Source organism: Salinarimonas soli, from assembly GCF_008386575.1.
GTDB lineage: Bacteria > Pseudomonadota > Alphaproteobacteria > Rhizobiales > Beijerinckiaceae > Salinarimonas_A > Salinarimonas_A soli.
On sequence record NZ_VUOA01000065.1, the window covers coordinates 1 to 22,873 of the forward strand.

The window sequence follows — 22,873 nt, forward strand, 5'->3', positions numbered from 1 at the left end:
TCGCAAACGCGGAGCACGGCGCACCGCGCCGACGTCCTTCAAGATAATCCCTGATACGCTTGCCGCCTATGGGCGGACCATACCATCGAAGGTGTTGGTTAGATGATCGTTTTGGCATCCGGACAGACCCTGAGGGCAAGCCCGGTATCCTTTTCGCGGGGATCGCGGCTCAAGCGCGGGGCCGCAAGGCGGCGGAGAGCCGCGCGCCGGGGCGGCCGTCGATGACCGCGAGGCCGAGGCCGATCAGCGCCATGCCGGCGAGATGCCGCGGCTCCAGGCGCTCGCCGAGCACCACGGCTCCGAGCAGGATCGCGCTCACGGGGATGAGGAAGGTCACGATGGCCGCGTTGGTGGCGCCCGCGCTCGCGAGCACCCGGAAGAACAGGATATAGGCGAGCGCCGTCGACAGGAGCGCCAGGGAGACGAGGGCCAGCAGCGCGCCCGCGCCGGGCATGGGCAGGGTCCAGGGCGGCGCCACGAGAAGCGCCACGGGCGCCAGCATGAGGCTCGACGCGCTCACCTGCCCCGCCGCGGTGGCGAGCGGGGGGATACCGAGGCGCCGGAAGCGGCGCCCGAACACCCCCGCGAAGGCATAGGACAGGGCGGCGGCGAGCACCGCGAGCTGCGCCGCGACATCGACGCCGAGATCCCGCAGGGCGTCCGCCCCCACCATGACCGCGACGCCGCAGAAGCCCACCGCGACACCCGCGAGCCGGCTGCCGCGCATTCGCTCGTCCTGGGTCAGCCAATGGGCGACGATCACGGTGAAAAGCGGCGTCGTGGCGTTCAGGATCGCGGCGAGGCCCGAGGCGATGTGGGCCTGCCCCCAGGCGATGAGGGTGAAGGGGATCGCGTTGTTGAGAAGCCCCATGCCGAGGAACGCGGCCCAGGCCGCCCGGTGATGCGGGAACGGCGTGCCCGTGAGGCGCAGCACCCCGTGCAGGGCCAGCGCCGCGATCATCACCCGGGCGGTCACGAGGAGCACCGGCGGGATCTCACGCACCGCCACGCCCACGAACAGGAACGATCCGCCCCACAAGACCGAGAGCACGGCCACGAGCGCCCAGTCCCGCGGTCCCATGACGGCGTCGATGGCGGGATTCGGCTGGGGCATGGGGCGGCTCCTCTTGAAGGGGATGCCGGCATAGACCAGGCCGCCGCCGGACGCGCCACCCGGTTCCTGCGCCGTCCCATTTCGGGGCGGCGTTAACCATTCATTAGGGCTTCCAGATTACAAACGACCTCGTCCAGTCTTCTGGATGTCGAGTGGCTCCTGTCACTCTGTTTGACGCCTCCCTGTTTAATCACTTCGCGGCCGCCTTCGGGCGGCTTTTTTTTGCGCGCGCGGGCGAACGAACCCGAGCGCGGCCAAGGCGTTGCATGCTTGACCGGTCGAGGACCGGGAGGAGCGCCGCCGGGGGTCTCGGCGGCCCAGTCGAGGAGTGCATCCCATGCGCAAGTTCGTTCTCATCGCCCTCGCGTGCCTCGGCACCGCGGCCTGCAACCAGGTCACCACCGGCTCCGTCGCGGGCGGCACGGCCGGCGCGGTCACGGGCGCCGCGGTCGCGGGCCCCGTCGGCGCCCTCGTGGGCGGCACGGTCGGCGCCACGGCGGGCGCCGCCACTGGCGCGGTCTCGGGCGTCGCCACCACCGTCGCGGGCCAGCCCGGCATGTGCTACGCCACCGACCGCGCGGGCAACATCCGCGTCAACCGGGCGGGCGAGCCCGTGATGGTCCGCTGCTGACGCGCCCTCGCGCGAGCGATCGGGGCCCGCCGTCACGGCGGGCCTCCCTCGTGCGGCCTTGCCCCGCCTCGCGGCGCCGTGCGATCCAGGGTGCCCCAGCAGCGAGGCCCCCATGCAAGACCTCCCCCACGAGATGCGCGCCGTGGTGGCGCGCGCGCCCGGCAAGCCCGACGTCCTGGAGGTCCAGGCCCGGCCCGTGCCCCGGCCGGGAGCTGGCGAGATCCTGGTGCGGGTGCGCGCCGCCGGGGTGAATCGCCCGGACGTGCTCCAGCGCCTCGGAGGCTACCCGCCGCCGCCCGGCGCGCCCGACATCCTAGGCCTCGAGATCGCGGGCGAGGTGGTTGCGTCCGGCGAGGGCGCGTCGCGCTTTCCCGTCGGCACCCCCGTCATGGCCCTCGTGCCCGGCGGCGGCTATGCCGAATACGCGGTGGCCCACGAGAGCAACGCTCTGCCGGTGCCGGCGGGCATCCCCCTCGTCGAGGCCGGCGCGATCCCGGAGACCTACTTCACCGTCTGGACCAACGTGTTCGAGCGCGGGCGCCTCGCGTCGGGCGAGTGGTTCCTCGTCCATGGCGGCACGTCGGGCATCGGCACCACGGCGATCCAGCTCGCCAAGGCCTTCGGGGCGCGGGTGATCGCGACGGCGGGCTCGGATGCGAAGTGCGAGGCCTGCCGGGGGCTCGGGGCGGACGTCGCCGTCAACTATGCCGCGCAGGATTTCGTCGAGGCGGTGAAGGAGGCCACGGGCGGACGCGGGGCCGACCTCATCCTCGACATGGTGGGCGGCGACTACATCGCCCGCAACCACGAGGCCGCGGCGGTCGAGGGCCGGATCGTGCAGATCGCCTTCCTCAAGAGCCCCAAGGTGGAGCTCGACATGCGCAAGCTCATGGTCAAGCGCCTCACCCACACGGGCTCGACCCTGCGCCCCCGCTCGGTGCCCGAGAAGGCGCTCATCGCGCGGGCGCTGGAGGAGCGCGTCTGGCCGCTCCTCGCCGCGGGCCGCTGCCGCCCGGTGATGGACTCCACCTTCCCGCTCGCCGAGGCCGCCGCGGCGCATGCCCGGATGGAATCGAGCGCCCATGTGGGCAAGATCGTGCTGACGGTGGATTAGGCCGCGAGCCGCTCGAAGCGCCAAGCGACGGTCGTGCGCTCCCCCGCCTTGAGGCGCAGCACGATCTGCTCGCAGCGCCGTCCCCCGTCGGTCATGGCGAAGAAGACGCTTTCCTCGATGGCGGGCGCGACGCCCTGCGCCTCGAACCGCCAGGTCTCGCGGCCGGGCAAGGCGAGCAGGACCGCGCGGCCGTCCTCGGCGAGGCTCGGGCGCACGAAGGGATGGATGTGGAAGCGGACGGCAATGTCGTCGGGCCCGGCCGCGCCGGGATCGCGCACGAACTCGTCCTCGCCCTCCAGGCGCGTGCCGCCGGCCGCGAGCTTCAGGCGGCGGTTGTGGACGATCCCCGCCGCGCGGCGGTAGCCGTCGTGGGAGGCGCGGACCTCCGGGCCGTCGTCGCCCTCGCGGCGCTCGGCCGTCACGGCAGGCCCCCACAGCATCATGGGGCCGAGCCGCCGCCGGAGCGCCGCGGCGAGCCAGCGGCCCGGGCCCCATCCGACGGGAGCGAGGAAATCCGCGCAGGACAGGGTGCCGACGGTCGCCGTCGAGTGGGCCGCCGTGGCGCGGGCGGCCTGGCGCAGGTCCGGCCGGTTGCCGTTGGGCGCGCCGCAATTGACGACGATGCGCTGCGTGCCGCTGGAGAGCTCGAAGGCGAGCGGACCCGCATGGGCCAGGGCCGACTGGTCGGGCGGCGGCGCCCCGCCGACATCGGCGATCACGAGGGTCGCGCCGCCCTGCAGGCGCTCGTAGCCCGAGAAGGGGGCGTGGCGCATGGGGTTGGCGCGCTGCTCGTCGTAGATCAGCAGGGTGGCGATGTGGTCGGCCGCCGTGACGCCCATGCCGTTGACGAGGGCGAGCGCCCCGTCCGCGTGGCGCAGCATGCGCAGCATCGGCAGCATGCGGTCGATGGCCCGCAGGAGCGCGTCCGGGGGGTCGAGGCCGCGGGTCACGTAGGTCTGGCGCAGCGGCAGGAGGTCAAGGAGGAGGTCGACGAGAACCTTGGGGCTGCGGCTCGCATGCCCCCCGTCGGCGAGGATCTGGCGCTCGATCTCGCGCACGAGGCGGCGGGTGGCGCGCCGCAGGAGCGGCTCGGCGTCGTCGAAGGAGAGGCCCGCATAGGCGAGCCCGATCGCCGCGATCAGGCGTTCCAGGGGCACCCGGCTCTCCGTCGAGGCTCGGTCGAGGAGCCCGACGTCGCGCCCGAGCGCCCGCATGAAGCGCTCGTAGAAGGCGTGGTCGGCGCCGTCGAGCACCAGGGGCGACTGGCTCAGGAAGGTGACCACCCGGCGCGTCGTGACCGCCACGCGCCGGGCGAGCGCCGTGCGCGGCCGGCTGATGAAGTCGTCGACGAGGGCGCGGCCGTTGGCCCGCGACAGCGCCGTGTCGGTGGCCCGCAGGTGGCGCAGCCAGCCGAAGCCGCACAGGGCCTCGCCCCAGTCCTCGGAGGGCGGCTCGAAATCGAAAGGCGTGCGCCCGCCCGTGGCGAGCGCGCGGCCGGCGAACACGAAGTAGCCTGCATAGATGTCGTCGGCGACGGTGGGGTCGGCGGTGCGCAGGTCCGGGGGCGCAATGAGGAGGCGCGCAGGCGTACGGTTCCACATGGGCGTGCGGCCGAGCGCCCGGGCCGCGAGCGCGCGCATCGACCAGGCCGCTTCCCGCAAGCCCAGTCGATGGATCTGCCCGCGATCAGCCCTGTGCACGCGTCACCCTTCGGCCACCGGCAAGCGTGGTTGGCCCATGAATTCATCTGCGATCATCGTTAACGCACCGTTACGTCCGGACGACGCCGAAGGAAAGGGCGCGCGGGCCCGCCATGCCCCGGGACCCGGGTGACAGATCGCCCGGGAGGGCGCAAACAGGGGGCCCGCCATGGGACTCGTGCCGACGATGACCTTCCTCCCCGACGCCTCCGTCCTCCTCGCCTTCTCGCTCGCGAGCTTCGTCCTGTTCATCACGCCGGGGCCGGACATGAGCCTGTTCCTCGCCAAGACCATGGCGGGCGGGCGCCGGGCCGGGATGGCCTCGATGCTCGGCGCCATGGCGGGCTGCTGCGGCCACACGCTGCTTGCCGCGCTGGGCCTCTCGGCGCTCCTCGCCGCGTCAGCTGCGGCCTTCACGGCGCTGAAGGTGGTGGGCGCGCTCTATCTCCTGTGGCTCGCGGTCGACGCGATCCGGCGCGGCTCGGCCCTCAACCTGCGCGCGGAGCGCGGGGGCGAGGTCTCGTTCTGGGGCACGTTCTGGCTCGGCTGCGGGGTGAACCTCACCAACCCGAAGGTGGTGCTGTTCTTCGTGACCTTCCTGCCGCAATTCATCCAGGCGGGAGACCCCGACGCGGCGGGCAAGCTCCTCTTCCTCGGGATCTATTTCGTCGCCTTCACGACCCCCTTCTGCGCCCTCCTGATCCTCGGCGCCGAGCGGGTGATCGCGCTCCTGCGCTCCCGCCCCCGGGTCATGCGCACCATCGACTACGCGTTCGCGGGCCTGTTCGGCGTCTTCGCGCTCAAGATCCTGACGACGCAGGGACGGTGAGCGCCCCCGCTTGTCATGGCCGGGCTTGACCCGGCCATCCAGTCGACGCGTGGGCCTGGGTCCCCGGGTCAAGCCCGGCGATGACGGTGGGAGCACGGATCCGTGCTGCGACCTTCCCGGCGTTCACCCTCACCCCCGGCCCCTCTCCCCTTCGGGAGAGGGGGGTGGGGCGGGGCCGGCGCTGCGGCCGGCGATGAGCCAGTAGACGAGCCCCGCGACAGCGCCCGAGAGGAAGAGGAGCGCGGTCAGCCGGCCCTCGGCGCCGGCGAGGCCCGCGAGGGTGCCGCGCGAGCGCATGAGCCAGGGCAGGAGCGCCGTGGTGAGGCCGCAGGCGCCCCCGTACCAGATGAAGGAGCGCGTGCCGACCACCTCGCCGATGAGCGCCGTGAAGGCGGGCGGCGCGACGACGATCGTCATGGTCAGGGCCCACACGCCATAGGCCACGGAGCCCGCCAGGAGTTCCGGCGCGCCGCCCTGGCTTGCCTCCGTGAACAGGGCGTCGAGGAAGGCGAGACCGCCCGACAGGAGCAGCTCGCGCGCCGCGGGCTCGGCCAGCGCGCCGAGCACGAGGACCACGGCGCCCGCCGGCACCGCGAAGGCGATGCCGAGCACCAGCATGAAGAGGCGGGCGATGGAGCGCACCGGCGGGGGCCTCAGCCCTCGTCGGAGCCGAGCGCGTAGACGCCCTCCGCCCCGATGCCGGCCTCGAGCATGAGGCGGGCGCGGGCGCGCAGCTTCTCGGTCTCGGATTTGAGCTGCCCGCAGGCCGCCAGGATGTCGCGGCCGCGCGGCGTGCGCACGGGCGAGGCGTAGCCGGCGCGGAACACGATCTCGGAGAAGCGCTCGATCCGCTCCCAGTCCGAGCACTCGTATTTCGAGCCGGGCCAGGGATTGAACGGGATCAGGTTGATCTTGGCCGGAACGCCCTTGAGAAGCCGCACCAGCTCGCGGGCATCGGCGTCCGAGTCGTTCACGCCTTTCAGCATCACGTATTCGAAGGTGATGCGCCGGGCATTGGAGAGGCCCGGATAGGACCGGCAGGCCTCCACCAGCTGGGCGATGGGGTACTTGCGGTTCAAGGGCACGAGCTCGTCGCGCAAGGGATCGCGCACCGCATGCAGCGAGATCGCCAGCATGGTGTTGGCCTCGGCGCCAAGCCGCTCGATCTGCGGCACCACGCCGGAGGTCGAGACCGTGATGCGGCGGCGCGAGAGGCCCAGCCCCTCGTTGTCCGACAGGACGCCGATCGCCGCCACCACGTTGTCCGTGTTGTAGAGCGGCTCGCCCATGCCCATGAACACGATGTTCGAGACGAAGCGCCCGCCGTCGGTGGGCACGAAGGCGCCCTCGGGCGGGCTCGCGTCGGGCCAGTCGCCGAGGCAGTCGCGGGCCACCACGAGCTGCGCCACGATCTCGGCGGAGGAGAGGTTGCGCACGAGCTTCTGCGTGCCCGTGTGGCAGAACGAGCAGGTGAGCGTGCAGCCGACCTGGCTCGAGACGCACAGGGTGCCGCGGTCCACCTCGGGGATGTAGACGCACTCGATCTCGGCGCCCCGGTCGAAGGGACCCGTCGAAGCCATGCGGATGAGCCACTTGCGGGTGCCGTCCTTCGACACCTGCTCGGAGACCACCTGCGGCCGCTCCAGGGTGAAGGCCTCGGCGAGCGACGCGCGCATGGCCTTGCCGACATTGGTCATGTCGGCGAAGTCGCGCACGCCGCGGACATAGATCCACTGCCAGAGCTGGTTCACCCGCATCTTGAGCTCGCGCTCGGGCACGCCGATGGCGGCCAGCCGCTCCTTGAGCTCCTCGCGGGTGAGGCCGACGAGGGAGGGGCGCCCGGCCGCGGGCGCCACGGCCGTCAGCTCGGCCGACTTCTCGATGCCGGCGAGGCGGGCGTCGCCGGGAACCGGGACGGCGTTGGGATTGCGTGTGGCGATGTCGAGCGCCGTCGCCATGGTGTCTGGCCTTCGTTGTGAGCGGATGAGGCCGGATATAGGTGCAGTGCGGCCGAATGGTGAGTCCGGGAAAAGGCGTGCTCCGTCAAGCCCCGGACAGGCGCCGCGCATCGCCTGCGACCATGGGGCTGCCTCTCATCCGGCCCAGGCCCGCCGCCCGAGCCCCACCGGCCCCCTTAGCCCTGGCACTCCCGCTTGGCGCGCTCCAGCGCCTGCCCGAAGCCCTGGAGGGAGTAGCGGTCGGTGAGCTCGTTGCCACGGCGCGAGATGATGCGCAGGACGAGGTTGCCGCCGCGGCTGAGGGTCTGGACGACCTGCTCCTCCTGGGCGGGGTTCTTGATCCAGGCGTTCTGATCCTTGGTGAGGAAGTCGAACGTGGTTTGGCCCACCACGGCCTTGGCCTCGCTGCCGTCCTTGGTGGGGAAGCCCAGCACCACGGCCACCTCGTTGCGCACGTTCTCGCTCGGGCGGAACGACACGAAGACGAAGGCGGGATCGCGCTTGAGCTGCTTGGGCAGGCGCTCCTTGGGCTGCGACAAGGCGTAGCAGATCTTGGCGCGGCCGGCCTGGGTCGAGTAGGCGCCCCAATCGCCGAACGTGCCGAGAAGCAGCGCCTGGTGCCCGCCCGGACGGCTCGCGGCCGCGGCCGCTCCCGCGGCGGCGGCACCGCCCGCGGCGGCCGTGGCGCCCGCCGCCTTGGCCTTCGCCGACGCGGCATCGGGCTTCGCGGTGACGGCGCCGGGACGGGCGGAATTGGCCCCCGATCCCGCGTTTTGCGCCGGCGCGGCGCCGGAGGAGCGGGTTTGCGCGCCCGTTTGAGGGTTCGACGCGGCGCCGGGGCGGGCCTGCTGGGCGAGAGCCGGAAGGGCCGCCAGCACGAGAAGCGCGGAGGCGAGCGGCAGGGAGACGCGGCGGGACACGGTCATGAGGCGCAACCTTGGAAGCCGTCCTGGTCCCGACCGGGCGGCCGGGCTGGGTGGGATCGGCACAGGATGGGGGGAAAAGGGCAAAATTTCGTTAACCTTGACTCCTGTTCCGTTTCACGGTTCCCCATGCCAGGATGCAGGGTGACGGTTCGCGGGACGGATCGCGAGCCGACACAAGAGCGCACGACGCGCCGGACGACAGATCGGGGACGGGGTTTGACCTCGCACAGCGAGCATGCAGCGCTCGCCGCCGCGGTCGCGGAGAGGCGGGATCGGGAGGCGTTCACGCGCCTCTTCGACTATTACACGCCGCGGCTCGAGGCCTACCTCGTGCGGCTGGGCAGCGATTCGGCCTCCGCCGAGGAGATCGCGCAGGACGCGCTCGCGACCCTGTGGCGCAAGGCCGCCCTGTTCGACCCCGACAAGTCGTCGCTCGCCACCTGGCTCTACCGGATCGCCCGCAACCGGCGCATCGACATGCTGCGCCGCGACCGCGCCTCCATCGTCGAGCCCGAGGACCCCGTCTTCGACGCGGTGGACGGGACCGACATCGAGGGCCAGCTCGACATCCAGCAGCGCGAGGAGGCGGTGCGCACGGCGCTCTCGCACCTGCCGCAGGAGCAGCTCGTCCTCGTGCGGCTCGCCTTCTTCGACGGGCTCACCCACAGCCAGATCTCCGAGCGCACGGGGCTGCCGCTCGGCACGGTGAAATCACGCATCCGCCTCGCCTTCACGCGCCTGAGGCGCGCGCTGGAGGCGGGGGGCGTCGCGGAGGTCGGATGAAGGCGCTGCTCGCCAAGGCCTTCGGGCCGCCCGAGACCCTCGTGGTGGAGGACGTGCCCGATCCCGTGCCCGGCCCCGGCGAGGTGGTGGTGCGGGTGCGGGCGGCGGCGCTCAACTTCTTCGACACGCTGATCATCGAGAACCGCTACCAGTTCAAGCCGCCCCTCCCCTTCTCCCCCTCCGCCGAATGCGCCGGCACCATCGAGGCGCTGGGCCCCGGCGTCGAGGGCTGGGCCGTGGGCGAGCGGGTCGCGGCCTATCTCGGCTGGGGGGCAGCGCGCGAGCGGGTCGCGGCGCCCGTCGAGCGCCTGACGCGCATCCCGGAAGGCTTGGGCTTCGAGGGCGCGGCGGGGCTCACGGTCACCTACGGCACCTCGCTTCACGCGCTCAAGGACCGGGCGCGCCTCAAGGCCGGCGAGACCCTCGCGGTGCTCGGCGCCGCGGGCGGGGCGGGCCTCGCCGCCGTCGAGCTCGGGCGGCTCATGGGCGCGCGAGTCATCGCCTGCGCCTCCAGCGCCGAGAAGCTCGCGCTCGCGGCCGCGGGCGGTGCCGAGATGATTCTCAACTACACGGAGGAGCCCCTGCGTGACGGCCTCAAGCGCCTCACGGGCGGACAGGGCGTCGACGTGCTCTGCGATCCCGTGGGCGGCGACCTCGCCGAACCCGCCCTGCGCTCCATGGCCTGGGGCGGGCGCTACCTTGTGGTGGGGTTCGCGGGCGGCGGGATCCCCAAGATTCCCCTCAACCTCGTGCTCCTCAAGGGCTGCGACGTCCAGGGGGTGTTCTGGGGCGCGCATCTGGAGCGCGATCCGGAGGGGCACCGCGCCAACATGGCCGACCTGATGGGATGGGCCGCCGCGGGCCGGCTCTCGGCCCATGTGGACCAGACCTTTCCCCTGGAGCGGGCCGCGGAAGCCTTCGGGCGCATCGCCCGGCGCGAGGCGCGCGGCAAGGTCGTGCTGGTGCCGTAGGGCCGCCTCAGAGGCAGACCCTCGTCCCCCGCCTTCGCGNNAAGTGGGCCTCGAAGGGCGTTCCAGGGATCGCCAGACGGCTGTGGAAACGTGGTGCGTGCCTCGAGGCCGGGCTCCGCAGGGCACCTCAGCATGAGGGGGTTGGGAGGCAGACCGCCGGTCCGGCCCACCCTCTCACGAGAAGTCGCAGGCGATGCCCTTGATCTCCCAATCGTCGTAGCGCACGGGCTCCAGGCCGCCGCGGCCGCCCTTCTCGGGGGCGGCGGCGATCTCGGCGGCGCGGGCGTCGATGGCCGCGCGGCGCTCGGCGGCCTCGGCGAGGGCGCGCTGGGCCGCGGGGGTGAGGTCCTTCGTGGGAGCGGCGCCCGGGAGGCGCCCGTCGCTGGTGTCGGTCATGGGTCCGGCCTGTGGCGTCGGGATGCGTTCTCCCACATATAGGAGCGCCGGCGCGGTTTTTCTCCCCTGCCCGGCTCTCGTCCAAGGATCCGCATGCCGTTTCTCGCCCCACGCCGCCCCGCCCCTCCTTGCCTTCACCGGAGAACCCGGCCGTGAGCGGCCCCGCCGAAGGGGTGCCCGCGCGCCGGCTCGCCTGGATGGCGCTGGCGCAGAGCCTCAAGAGCCGCACGAGCCTCGACGACGTGTGGGAGGAAGCCGCCCGCAAGGCGGCGCTGCCGGCCCGCGACGAGGCGCTGGCGCGAGCCATCGCGATCACGGGCTTTCGCCGCTTCGGCACCATCCGCGAGGCCCTGCGCGAGCGCCTGACACAAGGCCTGCCCGCCGACGAGCGCATGATGGCGCTTCTCGTCACGGGCGCGGCGCAGATCCTCTTCCTTGACGTGCCCGACCACGCGGCCGTCGCCACCACCGTGGAGGTCGCCCGGGGCGACCGGCTGCTCCTGCACTATGCCGGCCTCGTGAACGCCGTCCTGCGCCGCGTCGCCCGCGAGCGCGACGCGATCATCGCCTCAGCCGATCCGCTCGCCGACGTGCCGCCCTGGCTGCAGGCGCGCTGGGGTGAGGCCTACGCGGAGGCCACGCTCCTAGCCCTGGCCAATGCGCACCGCCAGGAGGCGGCCGTCGACCTCACCCTGCGCCAGGAAGGCGGCGACTGGCCCGAGCGGCTTGGGGCCGTGCGGCTGCCCACGGGGAGCCTGCGCCTCACCGAGCGCATGGGCATCGCGGATCTCCCCGGCTTCGACGAGGGCGCCTGGTGGGTCCAAGACGCCGCCGCGGCCCTGCCGGCCCGTCTCCTGCGGGTGGAGGCCGGCGAGCGCGTCGCCGATCTATGCGCGGCGCCGGGGGGCAAGACGCTGCAGCTCGCGGCGGCGGGAGCCCGGGTCGTGGCGGTGGACCGCTCGGCGAAGCGCCTGGAGCGGCTCCAGGCGAACCTCAAGCGCCTGCGCCTCGAGGCGGAGGTGCGGGTGACCGACGTGCTCGCGATGCCCGACGAGACCTTCGACGCGGTCCTGCTCGACGCGCCCTGCTCGGCGACGGGCACCCTGCGCCGGCACCCGGACGTGGCGTGGCTGAAGTCGGACGCGGACGTGACGCGCCTCGCCGACCTCCAGACCCGCCTCCTCGACCGTGCCGCCGACCTCACCCGGCCCGGCGGCGGACGGCTCGTGTTCTGCACCTGCTCCCTGGAGCCCGAGGAGGGCGAGCGCCAGGCGGAAGCCTTCCTCGCGCGGCGCCCCGACATGGAGCGCGTGCCCGTGGAGCCCGCCGAGGTGGGCGGGCTGGAAGCCCTCGTCAACGCCCGGGGCGAGCTTCGCACGCTGCCCCACCTGATGCCCGACATGGGGACGGGACGGCCCGGGATGGACGGGTTCTTCGCGGCCCGGTTCAGGCGGCGGTAGAGCGCGTCGAGGAGAGGGGCCTACTCTCCTACCGATAGATTAGTCCGGAGGGAGGCCCACCCTCCAACCTCGTCCTGAGGCACGAGCGGAGCGAGCCTCGAAGGACGCTCCAGGGATCTCCGGACGGCTGTGGAAGCGTGCTGCGAGGCCGGGCTCCGCAGGGCACCTCAGCATGAGGGGGGATGAGACCGTCGGTCCGGGCCTGCTCCTAAGCGGCTGTCCGGCGGTTCGGAAACCGCCCGACAGCCTCCCGGCGGGGCGTCACACCCCCTTCACGGCGCCCCCGTCGACGCGGATCAGGCTTCCGGTGACGTAGCTCGCCCGCTCGGAGGCGAGGAAGCAGACCATGTCGGCGAACTCCTCGACGCGGCCGTAGCGGCCGGCGGGGATCTGGGCGATCGCCGCCTTGGCGACGTCCTCGACGGCCTTGCCCTGGCGGTCGGCGTTGGCCTTGTCGAGCTCGCCCAGGCGGTCGGTCTGGATGCGGCCGGGCAGCACCATGTTGACGGTGACCCCGTCGCCCGCGACCTCGTTGGAGAGCGTCTTCGACCAGCCCACCAGCGCCGAGCGCAGCGTGTTCGACATGGCGAGGTTCGGGATCGGCTGGAGGACGCCCGACGACGCGATGGTGACGATCCGGCCGAAGCCGCGCTCGCGCATCCCCGGCAGCACCAGGCCGGCGATGCGGAAGACCGGCATCACCATGGCCTCGAACATCGGCGTCCAGTCCTCGGGCTTCACGTCCGCCGCCATGCGGGCCGGGGGGCCGCCGGTATTGGCCACCAGGATGTCGATGCCGCCGAGCGCCGCCATGGCCTTCTCGACGATGGCGCCCGCATCCTTCGTGAGGTCGGCCACCATGGTGTGGGCCCGGCCCGCGCCGCCCGTGTTGATGGCGGCGGCCGCTGCTTCGAGCTTGTCGGCGCTGCGGGCGGTCATGAACACGTCGGCGCCCTCGCGGGCGAGCGCCTCGGCGCAGCCGCGGCCGAGGCCCTTGCTGGAGGACAGGACGAGGGCGCGCTTGCCCTTGAGGCCGAGATCCATGGGACGATCCTGATCTGGTGTGGGTTCGTTACGGTTCGGCTTAGCATTCCCGGACCGAGGCGGGGAAGGGGCGATGTCGGGCCGGGCCTGTGAGGTTTGTCCCGATCGGCCACCAGGCCTACCTCCAACCTCGTCCTGAGGCGCCCCGCGAAGCGGGGCCTCGAAGGGCGCTCCAGTGGTCTCCGGACGGCTGTGGACGCGTGCTGCGTGCTTCGAGACGCCCACCTGCGGTGGGCTCCTCAGCATGAGGGAGTTGGAGGTGCCCTGGTTCGAGGTGGTACCCCCTCACCCCCGGCCCCATGGGAGAGGGGAGACGCACCGGACTCGATCCGGGGGAGCCTCGAAGGTCGCTCCGGTGGTCTCCGAAAGCGTCCTGCGTGCTTCGAGACGGCCTGCCGCGCAGGCCTCCTCGGCATGAGGGAGGGGGAGGTCCCTCACGCCTGATCCACGAGCCCGAGCCGCGGGACCACGGTGCCGCGGGCGAGGAGCGCGCCCGGCGCGACGACGGCGTTGGCGCCGATCCGCGCCCCGTCGCCCACCAGGGCGCCGAATTTCGTCACGCCGGTCTCGACGACGCGCCCGCCGACGCGGATCGCGATCGTCGGGTCGGCGCGCTCGTTGCGGTGATTGGCGATGATGGCGCCCGCCTCCAGGTTCACGTCGCCCCCCAGGATGCTGTCGCCGACGAAGTTGAAATGGGCGAGCCGGGCCGCGGCGAAGAGGAACGAGGACTTCACCTCCGCGCCCGGTCCCACGACGCAATCCTCGGCGAGCCAGCACCCGCCCCGCAGATAGGCCCCGGCCGCGATGCGGCAGGCGGGCCCCACGATCAGAGGGCCCTTGAGCACCGCGCCGGCCTCGACCGACGCGCTCGCATGCACCGCGACGCCGTCCTCGATCAGATAGCCCGGCGGCAGGGCGGCGAGGATCGCCTCGACGATCCCCGCCGCGCGCGCGGTGAGATCCCAGGGGGCGAGGCGCCCGACGGCGGCGAGGGGCGAGGCGTCGAAGGCGGCGATCTCCGCCCAGGGGTCGTCGGGGTTCATGGCGCCCTCAAGGTCCGGCCGATGCCCCCTCCTATCACCGAGGCGCGGGCGGCGCGATCAGCGGGCCGGCGGGACGCCCTGCGGCGGCAGGCCGTTCTCGTCCTCGCGGTCCTGCTCCCCGACCTCGTGCTCCACCGAGGCGCTGAGCCGCTGGAAGATCCCGAGGCCGAGGATCAGGAAGGTGCCCGCGACGAGCAGCATCGTCGGATAGACGATCTGCTCCACGTGCTCGGCGCTCACCCGGAAGACGATGACGAGCGCCTCCAGGAAGATCGCGATGGCGATGGTGGAGATGAACTTGGTGAGCGAGCGGCGGGCCTCCGAGGCGATGCGGCGCTCGCGGCCGTTGAACACCTCCTCCTCGATGAGGAACTTCGCCACGTCGAACACGGCGATGGCGATGATCACGTAGCCCACCGCCGAGAGCACCGCGTCCTTCATCTTGCCGTCGGGTAGGGTGAAGGCCTTGATCATGTCATGGGCGCCAAGGCCGATGAGGGCGAGGGACAGGAGCGCCAGGGAGATGCTGGCGACCGCGAAGACGAGGGAGGAGACACGCTGCACGGAGGGGCCTTGGCGAGCGGGGGAACCCATCGCCAACGCGCCGCGCCCGGCTTGGTTCTGCCCTATTCGCCCGCGCGCAGGGCCGCCGCGCCCGCGAAGACGCCGATCACGACGGTGATGAGCGTGAGGGCGATCAGGATCAGGAACGGCGTCAGGAACGGCACCGTGCCGCCGAGAGCCGCGTTGGCGGCCGAGACGCCGAAGATGAGCGTCGGGATCATGAGCGGCAGGACGAGGATCGCGAGCAGAAGGCCGCCGCGCCGGATCGAGACGGTGAGCGCCGCCCCGACCGCGCCCACGAAGGTGAGCGCGGGCGTGCCCACGAGCAGCGTCGCCACCATGGCGCCCATGCCGGTGAGGTCGAGGGCGACGAGGAGGCCGAAGAGCGGCGAGGCGAGCGCCAGCGGCAGGCCCGTGGTGAGCCAATGCGCCAGCCCCTTGGCGAGCACCACGAGCTCGAGGGGCAGGGGCGAGGCGATCATGAGGTCGAGGGACCCGTCCTCCTCGTCGGCCTGGAACAGGCGGTCGAGGCCGATCAGGGTCGCGAGCACCGCCGAGAGCCACAGGATGGCGGGGCCGATCCTGGACAGGAGGTTGAGATCGGGCCCGAGCGAGAACGGCACGAGGGTGACGATCATCAGGAAGAAGATCAGCCCCAGCACCCCGCTGCCGCCGATGCGGGCGGCGAGCCTGAGGTCCCGGGCCAGGAGGGCGCCGAAGGCGCGGCTCATGCGTCCCATCCGTCGAGGGCGTCGTCGGCGACGGGTGCGGCCGCACGCTCGATGCGGATCTCCTTCACGCCGCGCAGATCGAGGGGCGCGTGGGTCGCGGCCACGATGAGCCCGCCCCGGCCCAGATGCTCGTTCATGAGCACGGCGAGCGTCGCCTGCGAGGCGGCGTCGAGGGCCGAGGTCGGCTCGTCGAGAAGCCAGAGGGGCCGGTGGGCGACGAGAAGGCGCGCGAGCGCCACGCGCCGGCGCTGGCCCGCCGAGAGATAGGCCACGGGCAGGGCCGCCGCGTGGCCGAGCCCCACCTGCTCCAAGGCGTCCAGGGCGGAGAGCGCCCGGTCGCCGAGCAGGCTGCGGGCGAAGTCGAGGTTCTCGCGCGCCGTCATGGCGGCCTTCAGCCCGTCGCGATGGCCGACCAGGTGCAAGGATTCGGCGAGGGTGCGCTCGCCCACGCCCTCGGCGCGCACCGCGCCGCCATCTGGCCGCAGGCGCCCGGCGAGGATCGCGAGCAGGCTCGACTTCCCCGCCCCGTTGCGCCCCGTCACCACGAGGGCCTCGCCCGCCTCCAGGGCGAAGGACAGGCCGGCAAAGACGCGCCGCCCCGACCGCCGGCAGGCAAGCTCCTCCACGATCAGGCGCACGCACCGCTCCCGGTTGACGGCCCCTGCATAGCGAGGCCGTGCGCCTTTGTCATGCCGACGACGTCAACCTCTCCCCGCCGTGCGGGGAGAGGGCGTCAAGCCCCCTTGCCGGGGCTTGACGCGAGCGCGGCAGAGCGAGGGTGAGGGGGCCTGGACGGCGGAGCACCACCGGGCAGGACCCCTCACCCTCGCCGCTTCGCGGCTTGCCGCGCCTGCCGGTCTGCAGGCGCGGCCCTCTCCCCGCCCGCGGGGAGGAGGAGCAGGGAGCCCTTTCCTTGGACGCGTTCAAACCCTGTGGCGGACCCCTTTGAAATGCACTATATCCCCCGTGGCTGCGCCGCGTGCCAGGAACGTCCAATCCGTTTCCGCGCGCTTTCCCCCATCCGGGCACCCCCGGGGCGGCGCGCGCACTTCCAGCGCACCCGGCCGAACACATCGTTCGATCCACCGCTCGCGAGGACCAGCCATGGCGACGCTCGACAGCTTCAAGGCCCGCAAGACGCTCAACGTGGGCTCCAAGACCTACACCTATTATTCCCTGACCGAGGCCGAGAAGAACGGCCTGTCGGGCATCTCCCGCCTGCCCTTCGCCATGAAGGTGCTGCTGGAGAACCTCCTGCGCTTCGAGGACGGCCGCACCGTCACGAAGGAGGACATCCAGGCGGTCGCGGCCTGGCTCGACAACCGCGGCAAGGCCGAGAAGGAGATCGCCTTCCGCCCCGCCCGCGTCCTCATGCAGGACTTCACCGGCGTACCCGCGGTGGTGGACCTCGCCGCCATGCGCGACGGCCTGAAGGCGCTCGGCGGCGATCCGCGCAAGATCAACCCGCTCGTGCCCGTCGATCTCGTGATCGACCACTCCTTCGTCACCGACGAGTTCGGCACGCCGCTCGCGCTGTCGCGCAACGTCGAGCTCGAATACGAGCGCAACGCCGAGCGCTACCAGTTCCTGAAGTGGGGCCAGACGGCCTTCGCGAACTTCTCCGTCGTGCCCCCCGGCACCGGCATCTGCCACCAGGTGAACCTCGAGTTCCTGGCTCAGACCGTGTGGACCCGCAACGACGAGGCCTCGGCCGAGACGATCGCCTATCCCGACACCCTGGTGGGCACCGATTCGCACACCACCATGGTCAACGGCCTCGCGGCGCTGGGCTGGGGCGTGGGCGGCATCGAGGCGGAGGCCGCCATGCTCGGCCAGCCGATCTCGATGCTCATCCCCGAGGTGATCGGCTTCAAGCTCACGGGCCGCCTGCGCGAGGGCGTGACCGCCACCGACATGGTGCTCACGGTCACCCAGATGCTGCGCAAGAAGGGCGTGGTGGGCAAGTTCGTGGAGTTCTTCGGCCCCGGGCTCTCCGACATGCCCGTCGCCGACCGCGCCACGATCGGCAACATGGCCCCCGAATACGGCGCCACCTGCGGCTTCTTCCCCATCGATTCCCGCACGATCGACTATCTCACCATCACGGGGCGCACCGACGAGCGCATCGCGCTGGTGGAGGCCTACGCCCAGGCGCAGGGGATGTGGCGGACCTCCGAGACCCCGGACCCGGTCTTCACCGACACCCTGGAGCTCGACCTCTCCGACGTGCAGCCCTCGCTCGCCGGCCCGAAGCGCCCGCAGGACCGGGTGCTCCTCAAGGACGCCAAGACCGCCTTCGAGGGCGCCATGGAGACCGAGTTCCGCAAGGCCGCGGAGCTAGGGACCCGTCACAAGGTCGAGGGCACGAACTACGATCTGGGCCACGGCGACGTGGTGCTCGCCGCGATCACGTCCTGCACCAACACCTCGAACCCGAACGTCATGATCGGCGCGGGGCTGCTCGCCCGCAACGCGGTGGCGCGCGGCCTCAAGGTGAAGCCCTGGGTGAAGACCTCGCTCGCGCCGGGCTCGCAGGTGGTGGCGGAGTATTACGAGAAGTCGGGCCTCCAGAAGGACCTCGACGCGCTCGGCTTCAACCTGGTCGGCTTCGGCTGCGGCTCGTGCATCGGCAATTCGGGGCCGCTGATCCCAGAGGTGTCGAAGGCGATCAACGACAACGACCTCGTGGCGGCCTCCGTGCTGTCGGGCAACCGCAACTTCGAGGGCCGGGTGAACCCGGACGTGCGGGCGAACTACCTCGCCTCGCCGCCCCTCGTCGTCGCCTACGCGCTCGCGGGCTCCATGCTGCTCGACCTCAACAACGAGCCGCTGGGCCAGGACCGCGACGGCAAGCCGGTGTTCCTCAAGGACATCTGGCCCTCGTCCGCCGAGATCCAGGACTTCATCGACCGCAACATCTCCCGCGACCTGTTCAAGAGCCGCTACGCCGACGTCTTCTCGGGCGACGAGCGCTGGCGGGGCGTCCAGGTGTCGGGCGGCCTGACCTACGACTGGGACAACACCTCCACCTACATCCAGAACCCGCCCTACTTCGCGGGGATGCAGCAGGAGCCCAAGGCGATCGAGAACGTCGTGAACGCCCGCATCCTGGGCCTCTTCGGCGACTCGATCACCACGGACCACATCTCGCCCGCGGGCTCCATCAAGGCGAAGTCGCCCGCCGGCGAGTACCTCATGGCCAACGGGGTCGATCCGAAGGACTTCAACCAGTACGGCACGCGCCGCGGCAACCATGAGGTGATGATGCGGGGCACCTTCGCCAACATCCGCATCAAGAACGCCATGGTGACGGACGAGGCGGGCAACGTGGTCGAGGGCGGGCTCACCCTGCACCAGCCCTCGGGCGAGCGGATGTGGATCTACGACGCCGCCATGCGCTATGCATCCGAGGGCGTGCCGCTCGTGGTCTTCGCGGGCAAGGAATACGGCACGGGCTCGTCCCGCGACTGGGCCGCGAAGGGCACGAACCTGCTCGGCGTGCGCGCCGTCGTGGCCGAGAGCTTCGAGCGCATCCACCGCTCGAACCTCGTCGGCATGGGCGTCCTCCCCCTCATCTACGAGGAGGACGGCGTGTCCTGGAAGACGCTCGGCCTCAAGGGCGACGAGACGGTCACGATCGAGGGCGTCGGCGCGGACCTGCGTCCCCGCCAGCGCCTCACCGCCCGCATCACCTCGCCCTCGGGCGAGACCCGGGAGGTGCCGCTGGTGTGCCGCATCGATACCCTCGACGAGCTGGAGTACTTCCGCAACGGCGGCATCCTCCAGTACGTGATGCGCCAGCTCGCGGCGTAAGCGGCCGCTCGGCGCAGCCGAGCAACCTTCCCCTTGATGGGGGAGGTCGATGCGAAGCATCGGGTGAGGGTGGCGGCGGCGACGATTAAGCGTCGGGGCTCCCCCCTCACCCGGGCCTGCGGCCCGACCTCTCCCGCCAGGGGAGAGGTTGCCGCGCTCCGCGCGGCGGGAGCGCCCCCTGTTGCCCATTCCCCACGCGCCGGGGGCGCCCGCGTTCTCCCGGTTGCCCCCCCGGTTCCCGTCGTGTAAGGGGGGCGCTTCGATCACCCCCATCATGGCGGACGCTGCGGGGCTCCGGCGAGACACCGGCCGAGCCCGCCCGCCATGAGGACTATCTGGAGAACCGGCGTCATGTCCTCGACCTTCGACACTGTCGCCAACATCATCGCCGATACGGCCGACATCCCGCGCGACAAGATCACGCCGGAGAGCCACGCCATCGACGATCTGGGCATCGATTCGCTCGCCTTCCTCGACATCGCGTTCGCGGTCGACAAGGCCTTCGGCATCAAGCTGCCGCTGGAGCAGTGGACCCAGGAGGTCAACGAGGGCAAGGTGCCGGCCGAGGAATACTTCGTCCTCAAGAACCTCGTGGCGCGCATCGACGCGCTCGTGGCCGCTAAGTCTGCCTGACCGCCCTAAAAGTGTTCCCGCGCGCGGGGACGACGCTCCCCGCCGGGTCCGACCATGCGCCTTGAATACTTCGAGATGATCGACCGGGTCGCCCGCTTCGACCGCGAGGGCAAGCGGCTCGACGCGCGCTCGACCGTGCCCATGGAAAGCCCCGTCTTCGAGGGGCACTTCCCCGATCACCCCCTCGTCCCCGGCGTGCTGCTCACCGAGACCATGGCGCAGGCCTCGGGCTATCTCCTGCTCGGCCTCGTCGACTTCGCCCACATGCCCTTCCTGGTCGGCGTCGACCGGGCGCGCTTTCGCACCTTCGTGGGGCCCGGCACGGTGCTCGACATCGAGGCCGCCGTGGAGCACGAGGGCTCGGGCTATGCCGTGACCAAGGCGAAGATCCGGGCGGACGGCAAGGCGATCTGCGACGCGGAGCTGCGCTTCAAGACCCTCCCCTTCCCGGCGGAGCTCAAGGACCGCATGCGCGACCGGGCCCGCGAGATCGGCCTCGTGGAGGCCGCGTGATGAGCCGCGACGTCGTCATCACGGGCTACGGCCTCGTCTCGTCGGCGGGCGAGGGCGTGGACGCGGCCCTCGACGTCTTGCGGGGCGGGGCGCGGCCGCGCCTCGACGAAACCTCCTTCGCCCCCTACCCCGTCCATCCCGCGAGCGCGATCGAGCTCGACCGGCAGATCCCCAAGAAGTCCGACCAGCGCCAGATGGAGCCCTGGCAGCGCCTCGGCGTCTACGCGGCGGGGCTCGCCCTCGACCATGCGGGCGCCAAGGACGACGCGGCGCTCAAAGCCCGCATGCACCTCATCGTGGCGGCGGGCGGCGGCGAGCGCGACTACGCGGTCGACGGGCAGATCCTCACCCGCATCCGCGAGGCCGCCGACCCGGGCGTGTTCCTCAACGAGCGGCTGATGAGCGACGTGCGCCCGACGCTCTTCCTGGCGCAGCTCTCGAACCTGCTCGCCGGCAACATCTCCATCGTCCACGGCGTCACCGGCGCCTCGCGCACCTTCATGGGCGAGGAATCGGCGGGCGTGGACGCGCTGCGCGTCGCCCGCGCCCGCATCGCCTCGGGGCAGAACGACATCGTGCTGGTCGGCGGCTCCTACAACGCGGAGCGGCCGGACTCGCTCCTGATCTACGCCATGGGCGGCTTCCTGTGGCAGGGGCCCTTCAGCCCCGTCTTCGAGCGCCCGCAGGCCGGCGGCGGGTTCATCCTGGGCTCCGGCGGCGCCTTCGTGGTGCTGGAATCGCGCGAGCACGCGCAAGGCCGCGGCGCCCGGGCGCTCGCGAGCCTCTCCGCCGTCGCGTCCACCCGCACGCGCCGGGAACCCGGCGCCGTCGCCTCGTCGCTGCAGGCGCTGTGGCGCGAAGCGGGCGTGGCGCGCCCGGATCTCGTCGTGTCGGGTGCCACGGGCGTCGCGATGCCCACGAGCGAGGAGCGGGACGCGCTCCAGGGCCTCGCCCGCGACGTCGTGCCCCTCGCCATCGGCGACGCCATGGGCCACACCATCGAGATGCAGGCGCCGGCCGGCGTCGCCCTTGCCGCCGCCCTGATCGCGCGGGACGAGGCGAGCGAGGCCGCGGTGACCGCGATCGGCCATTGGCGGGGCGAGGGCGTCGTCCGCCTGACCCGCGCCTGAAGGGAGACGCAGACATGACCGCCGACCGCGACGCCCAGGGACGTCCGCTCGTCGCCGTCACCGGCATGGGCGTCGTCACCTCGCTCGGCCAGGGGCAGGCCGACACCTGGTCGGCGCTCACGGCCGGCCGCTCCGGCATCCACCGCATCGAGCGCTTCCCCACCGAGGGCCTGCGCACCAAGATCGCGGGCACCGTCGACTACGTGCCCGTGGAGCCCTTCGTGGCGCCGATGCTCTCGCAGCGCCTCGCCGAGCTCGCGGCCGAGGAGGCGATCGGCCAGTCGGCGATCGGGACGGCAGGGGACTTCCCCGGCGCGCTCTTCATCGCCGTGCCCCCCGTCGAGATGGAATGGCCCCAGCGCCAGGCGCTCGCCGAGGCCTCTGGGCAGACGGGCGACGTCTCCTACGCGGACCTTCTCAAGGCCGCGGGCACCGGCGGGTTCAAGGCCTGGCACGACCTCTTCCTGTTCGGCACCGTGGCGGACCGGCTCGCCGACCGCTTCGGCACGCGGGGCTCGCCGATCTCGCTCTCCACCGCCTGCTCGTCGGGCGCCACCGCGATCCAGCTCGGCGTCGAGGCGATCCGGCGCGGCGAGACGGATGCGGCGCTCTGCATCGGCACGGACGGCTCGGTCCAGGCGGAGGCGCTGATCCGCTTCTCGCTTCTCTCGGCGCTCTCGACCCACAACGACCCGCCGGAGAGCGCGGCGCGTCCCTTCGCCAAGAACCGCGACGGCTTCGTCATGGGCGAGGGCGCGGCGGCGCTGGTGCTGGAGAGCGCCGCGTCGGCGCGGGCGCGCGGCGCCACGATCCTCGGCTACGTGCTGGGCTGCGGCGAGAAGGGCGACGGCTTCCACCGCACCCGCTCGTCGCCCGACGGCGCCCCCATCGTGGCGGCGATCCGCGCCGGGATCGAGGACGCGGGGCTCACCCCCGACGACATCGACTACGTCAACGCCCACGGCACGGGGACCCCCGAGAACGACAAGATGGAGGCCATGGGCTGCATGGCCGTGATGGGCGAGCGCATGAAGAGCGTGCCGATCTCGTCCAACAAGTCGATGCTGGGCCACACGCTCACGGCGGCCGGCGCGGTGGAAGCCGTGGTGTCGCTCCTCACCATCGCCAACGGGCGCATCCCGCCCACCATCAACTACGAGGTCCCCGACCCCGTGATCCCCCTCGACGTGGTGCCCAACGAGGCCCGCGACGCGGACGTGCGCCGGGTCCTGTCCAATTCCTTCGGCTTCGGCGGCCAGAACACGTGCCTCGTGTTCGGCGCCGAGCCGGTTTGAGCGCCCACCCTCCCCTGGAGGGGGAGGGTCGACGCGAAGCGTCGGGGTGGGGTGCCCCCTCTCCCCGCATGCGGCGAGGGGGGCTGAGGCGAGCGCGGCAGCGCGGGGGTGAGGGGGCGTGGACGGAAGAGCTCTGTCCTGAGACGCCCCCTCACCCCCGCTCCCTCCGCTCGCTTGCGTCGCCGGCCGTTCCGCCGGCGCCGCCCTCTCCCCGCAGGCGGG

22 protein-coding genes are annotated in these 22,873 nt (G+C 72.2%); 11 read left to right on the forward strand and 11 right to left on the reverse strand.

What is annotated here, in order from left to right; genetic code table 11:
- Nucleotides 1–169: 169 nt before the first annotated feature.
- Complete coding sequence (locus F0L46_RS25030; RefSeq protein WP_149822339.1) at nucleotides 170–1,114, reverse strand: DMT family transporter; 945 nt, start codon at nucleotides 1,112–1,114, stop codon at nucleotides 170–172.
- A 337-nt stretch (nucleotides 1,115–1,451) separates the two neighbouring features.
- On the opposite strand from F0L46_RS25030, the gene F0L46_RS25035 reads away from it, so the two are divergent.
- Both F0L46_RS25035 and F0L46_RS25040 read left to right on the forward strand, forming a co-directional pair.
- Nucleotides 1,452–1,745, forward strand: coding sequence for a hypothetical protein (locus F0L46_RS25035; RefSeq protein WP_149822340.1), 294 nt, complete (start codon nucleotides 1,452–1,454; stop codon nucleotides 1,743–1,745).
- Nucleotides 1,746–1,857: 112 nt separating this feature from the next.
- Nucleotides 1,858–2,859, forward strand: coding sequence for an NAD(P)H-quinone oxidoreductase (locus F0L46_RS25040; RefSeq protein ID WP_149822341.1), 1,002 nt, complete (start codon nucleotides 1,858–1,860; stop codon nucleotides 2,857–2,859).
- Here F0L46_RS25040 and F0L46_RS25045 read toward each other — a convergent pair.
- Nucleotides 2,856–4,499, reverse strand: coding sequence for a heparinase II/III family protein (locus F0L46_RS25045; protein WP_149822342.1), 1,644 nt, complete (start codon nucleotides 4,497–4,499; stop codon nucleotides 2,856–2,858). The two genes, F0L46_RS25040 and F0L46_RS25045, sit on opposite strands and share 4 nt — an antisense overlap.
- A gap of 247 nt (nucleotides 4,500–4,746) precedes the next feature.
- On the opposite strand from F0L46_RS25045, the gene F0L46_RS25050 reads away from it, so the two are divergent.
- Nucleotides 4,747–5,388, forward strand: coding sequence for a LysE family translocator (locus tag F0L46_RS25050; protein WP_149822358.1), 642 nt, complete (start codon nucleotides 4,747–4,749; stop codon nucleotides 5,386–5,388).
- A 129-nt stretch (nucleotides 5,389–5,517) separates the two neighbouring features.
- Here the strand turns inward: F0L46_RS25050 and F0L46_RS25055 are convergent, their stop codons facing one another.
- From F0L46_RS25055 to F0L46_RS25065, 3 genes are all read right to left on the reverse strand, one after another.
- Nucleotides 5,518–6,030, reverse strand: coding sequence for a hypothetical protein (locus F0L46_RS25055; protein ID WP_240540158.1), 513 nt, complete (start codon nucleotides 6,028–6,030; stop codon nucleotides 5,518–5,520).
- A gap of 11 nt (nucleotides 6,031–6,041) precedes the next feature.
- Nucleotides 6,042–7,346 (reverse strand): dual-specificity RNA methyltransferase RlmN, encoded by a 1,305-nt coding sequence (gene rlmN, locus F0L46_RS25060; RefSeq protein WP_149822343.1) that lies wholly within the window; start codon nucleotides 7,344–7,346, stop codon nucleotides 6,042–6,044.
- A gap of 176 nt (nucleotides 7,347–7,522) precedes the next feature.
- A complete protein-coding gene (locus F0L46_RS25065) occupies nucleotides 7,523–8,272 on the reverse strand; it encodes an invasion associated locus B family protein (RefSeq protein ID WP_149822344.1) in 750 nt (249 codons plus the stop codon).
- A 216-nt stretch (nucleotides 8,273–8,488) separates the two neighbouring features.
- Here F0L46_RS25065 and F0L46_RS25070 point away from each other — a divergent pair, with 216 nt between their 5' ends.
- Together F0L46_RS25070 and F0L46_RS25075 are read left to right on the forward strand one after the other, a co-directional pair.
- Nucleotides 8,489–9,055, forward strand: coding sequence for a sigma-70 family RNA polymerase sigma factor (locus F0L46_RS25070; RefSeq protein ID WP_240540159.1), 567 nt, complete (start codon nucleotides 8,489–8,491; stop codon nucleotides 9,053–9,055).
- The gene (locus tag F0L46_RS25075) at nucleotides 9,052–10,026 is read left to right on the forward strand and encodes an NADPH:quinone oxidoreductase family protein (RefSeq protein ID WP_149822346.1); all 975 of its coding nucleotides are present in this window, start codon (nucleotides 9,052–9,054) and stop codon (nucleotides 10,024–10,026) included. Before F0L46_RS25070 ends, F0L46_RS25075 begins: the two co-directional genes overlap by 4 nt.
- 174 nt (nucleotides 10,027–10,200) lie before the next feature.
- Here the strand turns inward: F0L46_RS25075 and F0L46_RS25080 are convergent, their stop codons facing one another.
- Nucleotides 10,201–10,422 (reverse strand): DUF1674 domain-containing protein, encoded by a 222-nt coding sequence (locus F0L46_RS25080; protein WP_149822347.1) that lies wholly within the window; start codon nucleotides 10,420–10,422, stop codon nucleotides 10,201–10,203.
- 152 nt (nucleotides 10,423–10,574) lie between these two features.
- On the opposite strand from F0L46_RS25080, the gene F0L46_RS25085 reads away from it, so the two are divergent.
- The gene (locus tag F0L46_RS25085) at nucleotides 10,575–11,882 is read left to right on the forward strand and encodes an RsmB/NOP family class I SAM-dependent RNA methyltransferase (protein WP_276315625.1); all 1,308 of its coding nucleotides are present in this window, start codon (nucleotides 10,575–10,577) and stop codon (nucleotides 11,880–11,882) included.
- Between the two features lie 261 nt (nucleotides 11,883–12,143).
- Here F0L46_RS25085 and F0L46_RS25090 read toward each other — a convergent pair whose 3' ends face one another.
- The 5 genes from F0L46_RS25090 to ccmA all read right to left on the reverse strand — a co-directional run bounded on the left by F0L46_RS25090 (nucleotide 12,144) and on the right by ccmA (nucleotide 15,905).
- Nucleotides 12,144–12,926 carry an SDR family oxidoreductase gene (locus F0L46_RS25090; RefSeq protein WP_149822348.1) on the reverse strand — a complete coding sequence of 261 codons (783 nt, stop codon included), beginning with the start codon at nucleotides 12,924–12,926 and terminating at the stop codon, nucleotides 12,144–12,146.
- A gap of 434 nt (nucleotides 12,927–13,360) precedes the next feature.
- Nucleotides 13,361–13,972 (reverse strand): LbetaH domain-containing protein, encoded by a 612-nt coding sequence (locus F0L46_RS25095; protein WP_149822349.1) that lies wholly within the window; start codon nucleotides 13,970–13,972, stop codon nucleotides 13,361–13,363.
- Nucleotides 13,973–14,029: 57 nt separating this feature from the next.
- The gene (locus tag F0L46_RS25100) at nucleotides 14,030–14,536 is read right to left on the reverse strand and encodes a GNAT family acetyltransferase (RefSeq protein WP_210247689.1); all 507 of its coding nucleotides are present in this window, start codon (nucleotides 14,534–14,536) and stop codon (nucleotides 14,030–14,032) included.
- 62 nt (nucleotides 14,537–14,598) lie between these two features.
- On the reverse strand, nucleotides 14,599–15,267 hold the full coding sequence (gene ccmB / locus F0L46_RS25105; protein WP_149822351.1) for a heme exporter protein CcmB: 669 nt from the start codon (nucleotides 15,265–15,267) through the stop codon (nucleotides 14,599–14,601).
- Nucleotides 15,264–15,905, reverse strand: coding sequence for a heme ABC exporter ATP-binding protein CcmA (ccmA, locus tag F0L46_RS25110; RefSeq protein ID WP_149822352.1), 642 nt, complete (start codon nucleotides 15,903–15,905; stop codon nucleotides 15,264–15,266). Before ccmA ends, ccmB begins: the two co-directional genes overlap by 4 nt.
- A gap of 466 nt (nucleotides 15,906–16,371) precedes the next feature.
- On the opposite strand from ccmA, the gene acnA reads away from it, so the two are divergent.
- From acnA to F0L46_RS25135, 5 genes are all read left to right on the forward strand, one after another.
- Nucleotides 16,372–19,080, forward strand: a complete 2,709-nt coding sequence (gene acnA / locus F0L46_RS25115; protein ID WP_149822353.1) for an aconitate hydratase AcnA — start codon at nucleotides 16,372–16,374, stop codon at nucleotides 19,078–19,080.
- Between the two features lie 351 nt (nucleotides 19,081–19,431).
- Nucleotides 19,432–19,713, forward strand: a complete 282-nt coding sequence (locus F0L46_RS25120; RefSeq protein WP_149822354.1) for an acyl carrier protein — start codon at nucleotides 19,432–19,434, stop codon at nucleotides 19,711–19,713.
- A 54-nt stretch (nucleotides 19,714–19,767) separates the two neighbouring features.
- Nucleotides 19,768–20,226, forward strand: a complete 459-nt coding sequence (locus F0L46_RS25125) for a 3-hydroxyacyl-ACP dehydratase FabZ family protein (protein WP_149822355.1) — start codon at nucleotides 19,768–19,770, stop codon at nucleotides 20,224–20,226.
- Complete coding sequence (locus F0L46_RS25130; RefSeq protein WP_149822356.1) at nucleotides 20,226–21,356, forward strand: beta-ketoacyl-ACP synthase; 1,131 nt, start codon at nucleotides 20,226–20,228, stop codon at nucleotides 21,354–21,356. Before F0L46_RS25125 ends, F0L46_RS25130 begins: the two co-directional genes overlap by 1 nt.
- Nucleotides 21,357–21,370: 14 nt before the next feature.
- Nucleotides 21,371–22,651, forward strand: a complete 1,281-nt coding sequence (locus F0L46_RS25135; RefSeq protein ID WP_149822357.1) for a beta-ketoacyl-ACP synthase — start codon at nucleotides 21,371–21,373, stop codon at nucleotides 22,649–22,651.
- Nucleotides 22,652–22,873: the final 222 nt, after the last annotated feature.

Coding starts and splice junctions, on each gene's coding strand:
- F0L46_RS25030 (WP_149822339.1), bottom strand. CDS start 1,114: ATGCCCCAGCCGAATCCCGCCATCGACGCCGTCATGGGACCGCGGGAC.
- F0L46_RS25130 (WP_149822356.1), top strand. CDS start 20,226: ATGAGCCGCGACGTCGTCATCACGGGCTACGGCCTCGTCTCGTCGGCG.
- rlmN (WP_149822343.1), bottom strand. CDS start 7,346: ATGGCGACGGCGCTCGACATCGCCACACGCAATCCCAACGCCGTCCCG.
- F0L46_RS25095 (WP_149822349.1), bottom strand. CDS start 13,972: ATGAACCCCGACGACCCCTGGGCGGAGATCGCCGCCTTCGACGCCTCG.
- ccmB (WP_149822351.1), bottom strand. CDS start 15,267: ATGAGCCGCGCCTTCGGCGCCCTCCTGGCCCGGGACCTCAGGCTCGCC.
- F0L46_RS25045 (WP_149822342.1), bottom strand. CDS start 4,499: ATGCGCGCGCTCGCGGCCCGGGCGCTCGGCCGCACGCCCATGTGGAAC.
- F0L46_RS25125 (WP_149822355.1), top strand. CDS start 19,768: ATGCGCCTTGAATACTTCGAGATGATCGACCGGGTCGCCCGCTTCGAC.
- F0L46_RS25040 (WP_149822341.1), top strand. CDS start 1,858: ATGCAAGACCTCCCCCACGAGATGCGCGCCGTGGTGGCGCGCGCGCCC.
- F0L46_RS25035 (WP_149822340.1), top strand. CDS start 1,452: ATGCGCAAGTTCGTTCTCATCGCCCTCGCGTGCCTCGGCACCGCGGCC.
- F0L46_RS25080 (WP_149822347.1), bottom strand. CDS start 10,422: ATGACCGACACCAGCGACGGGCGCCTCCCGGGCGCCGCTCCCACGAAG.
- F0L46_RS25075 (WP_149822346.1), top strand. CDS start 9,052: ATGAAGGCGCTGCTCGCCAAGGCCTTCGGGCCGCCCGAGACCCTCGTG.
- acnA (WP_149822353.1), top strand. CDS start 16,372: ATGGCGACGCTCGACAGCTTCAAGGCCCGCAAGACGCTCAACGTGGGC.
- F0L46_RS25135 (WP_149822357.1), top strand. CDS start 21,371: ATGACCGCCGACCGCGACGCCCAGGGACGTCCGCTCGTCGCCGTCACC.
- F0L46_RS25090 (WP_149822348.1), bottom strand. CDS start 12,926: ATGGATCTCGGCCTCAAGGGCAAGCGCGCCCTCGTCCTGTCCTCCAGC.
- F0L46_RS25050 (WP_149822358.1), top strand. CDS start 4,747: ATGACCTTCCTCCCCGACGCCTCCGTCCTCCTCGCCTTCTCGCTCGCG.
- F0L46_RS25120 (WP_149822354.1), top strand. CDS start 19,432: ATGTCCTCGACCTTCGACACTGTCGCCAACATCATCGCCGATACGGCC.
- F0L46_RS25065 (WP_149822344.1), bottom strand. CDS start 8,272: ATGACCGTGTCCCGCCGCGTCTCCCTGCCGCTCGCCTCCGCGCTTCTC.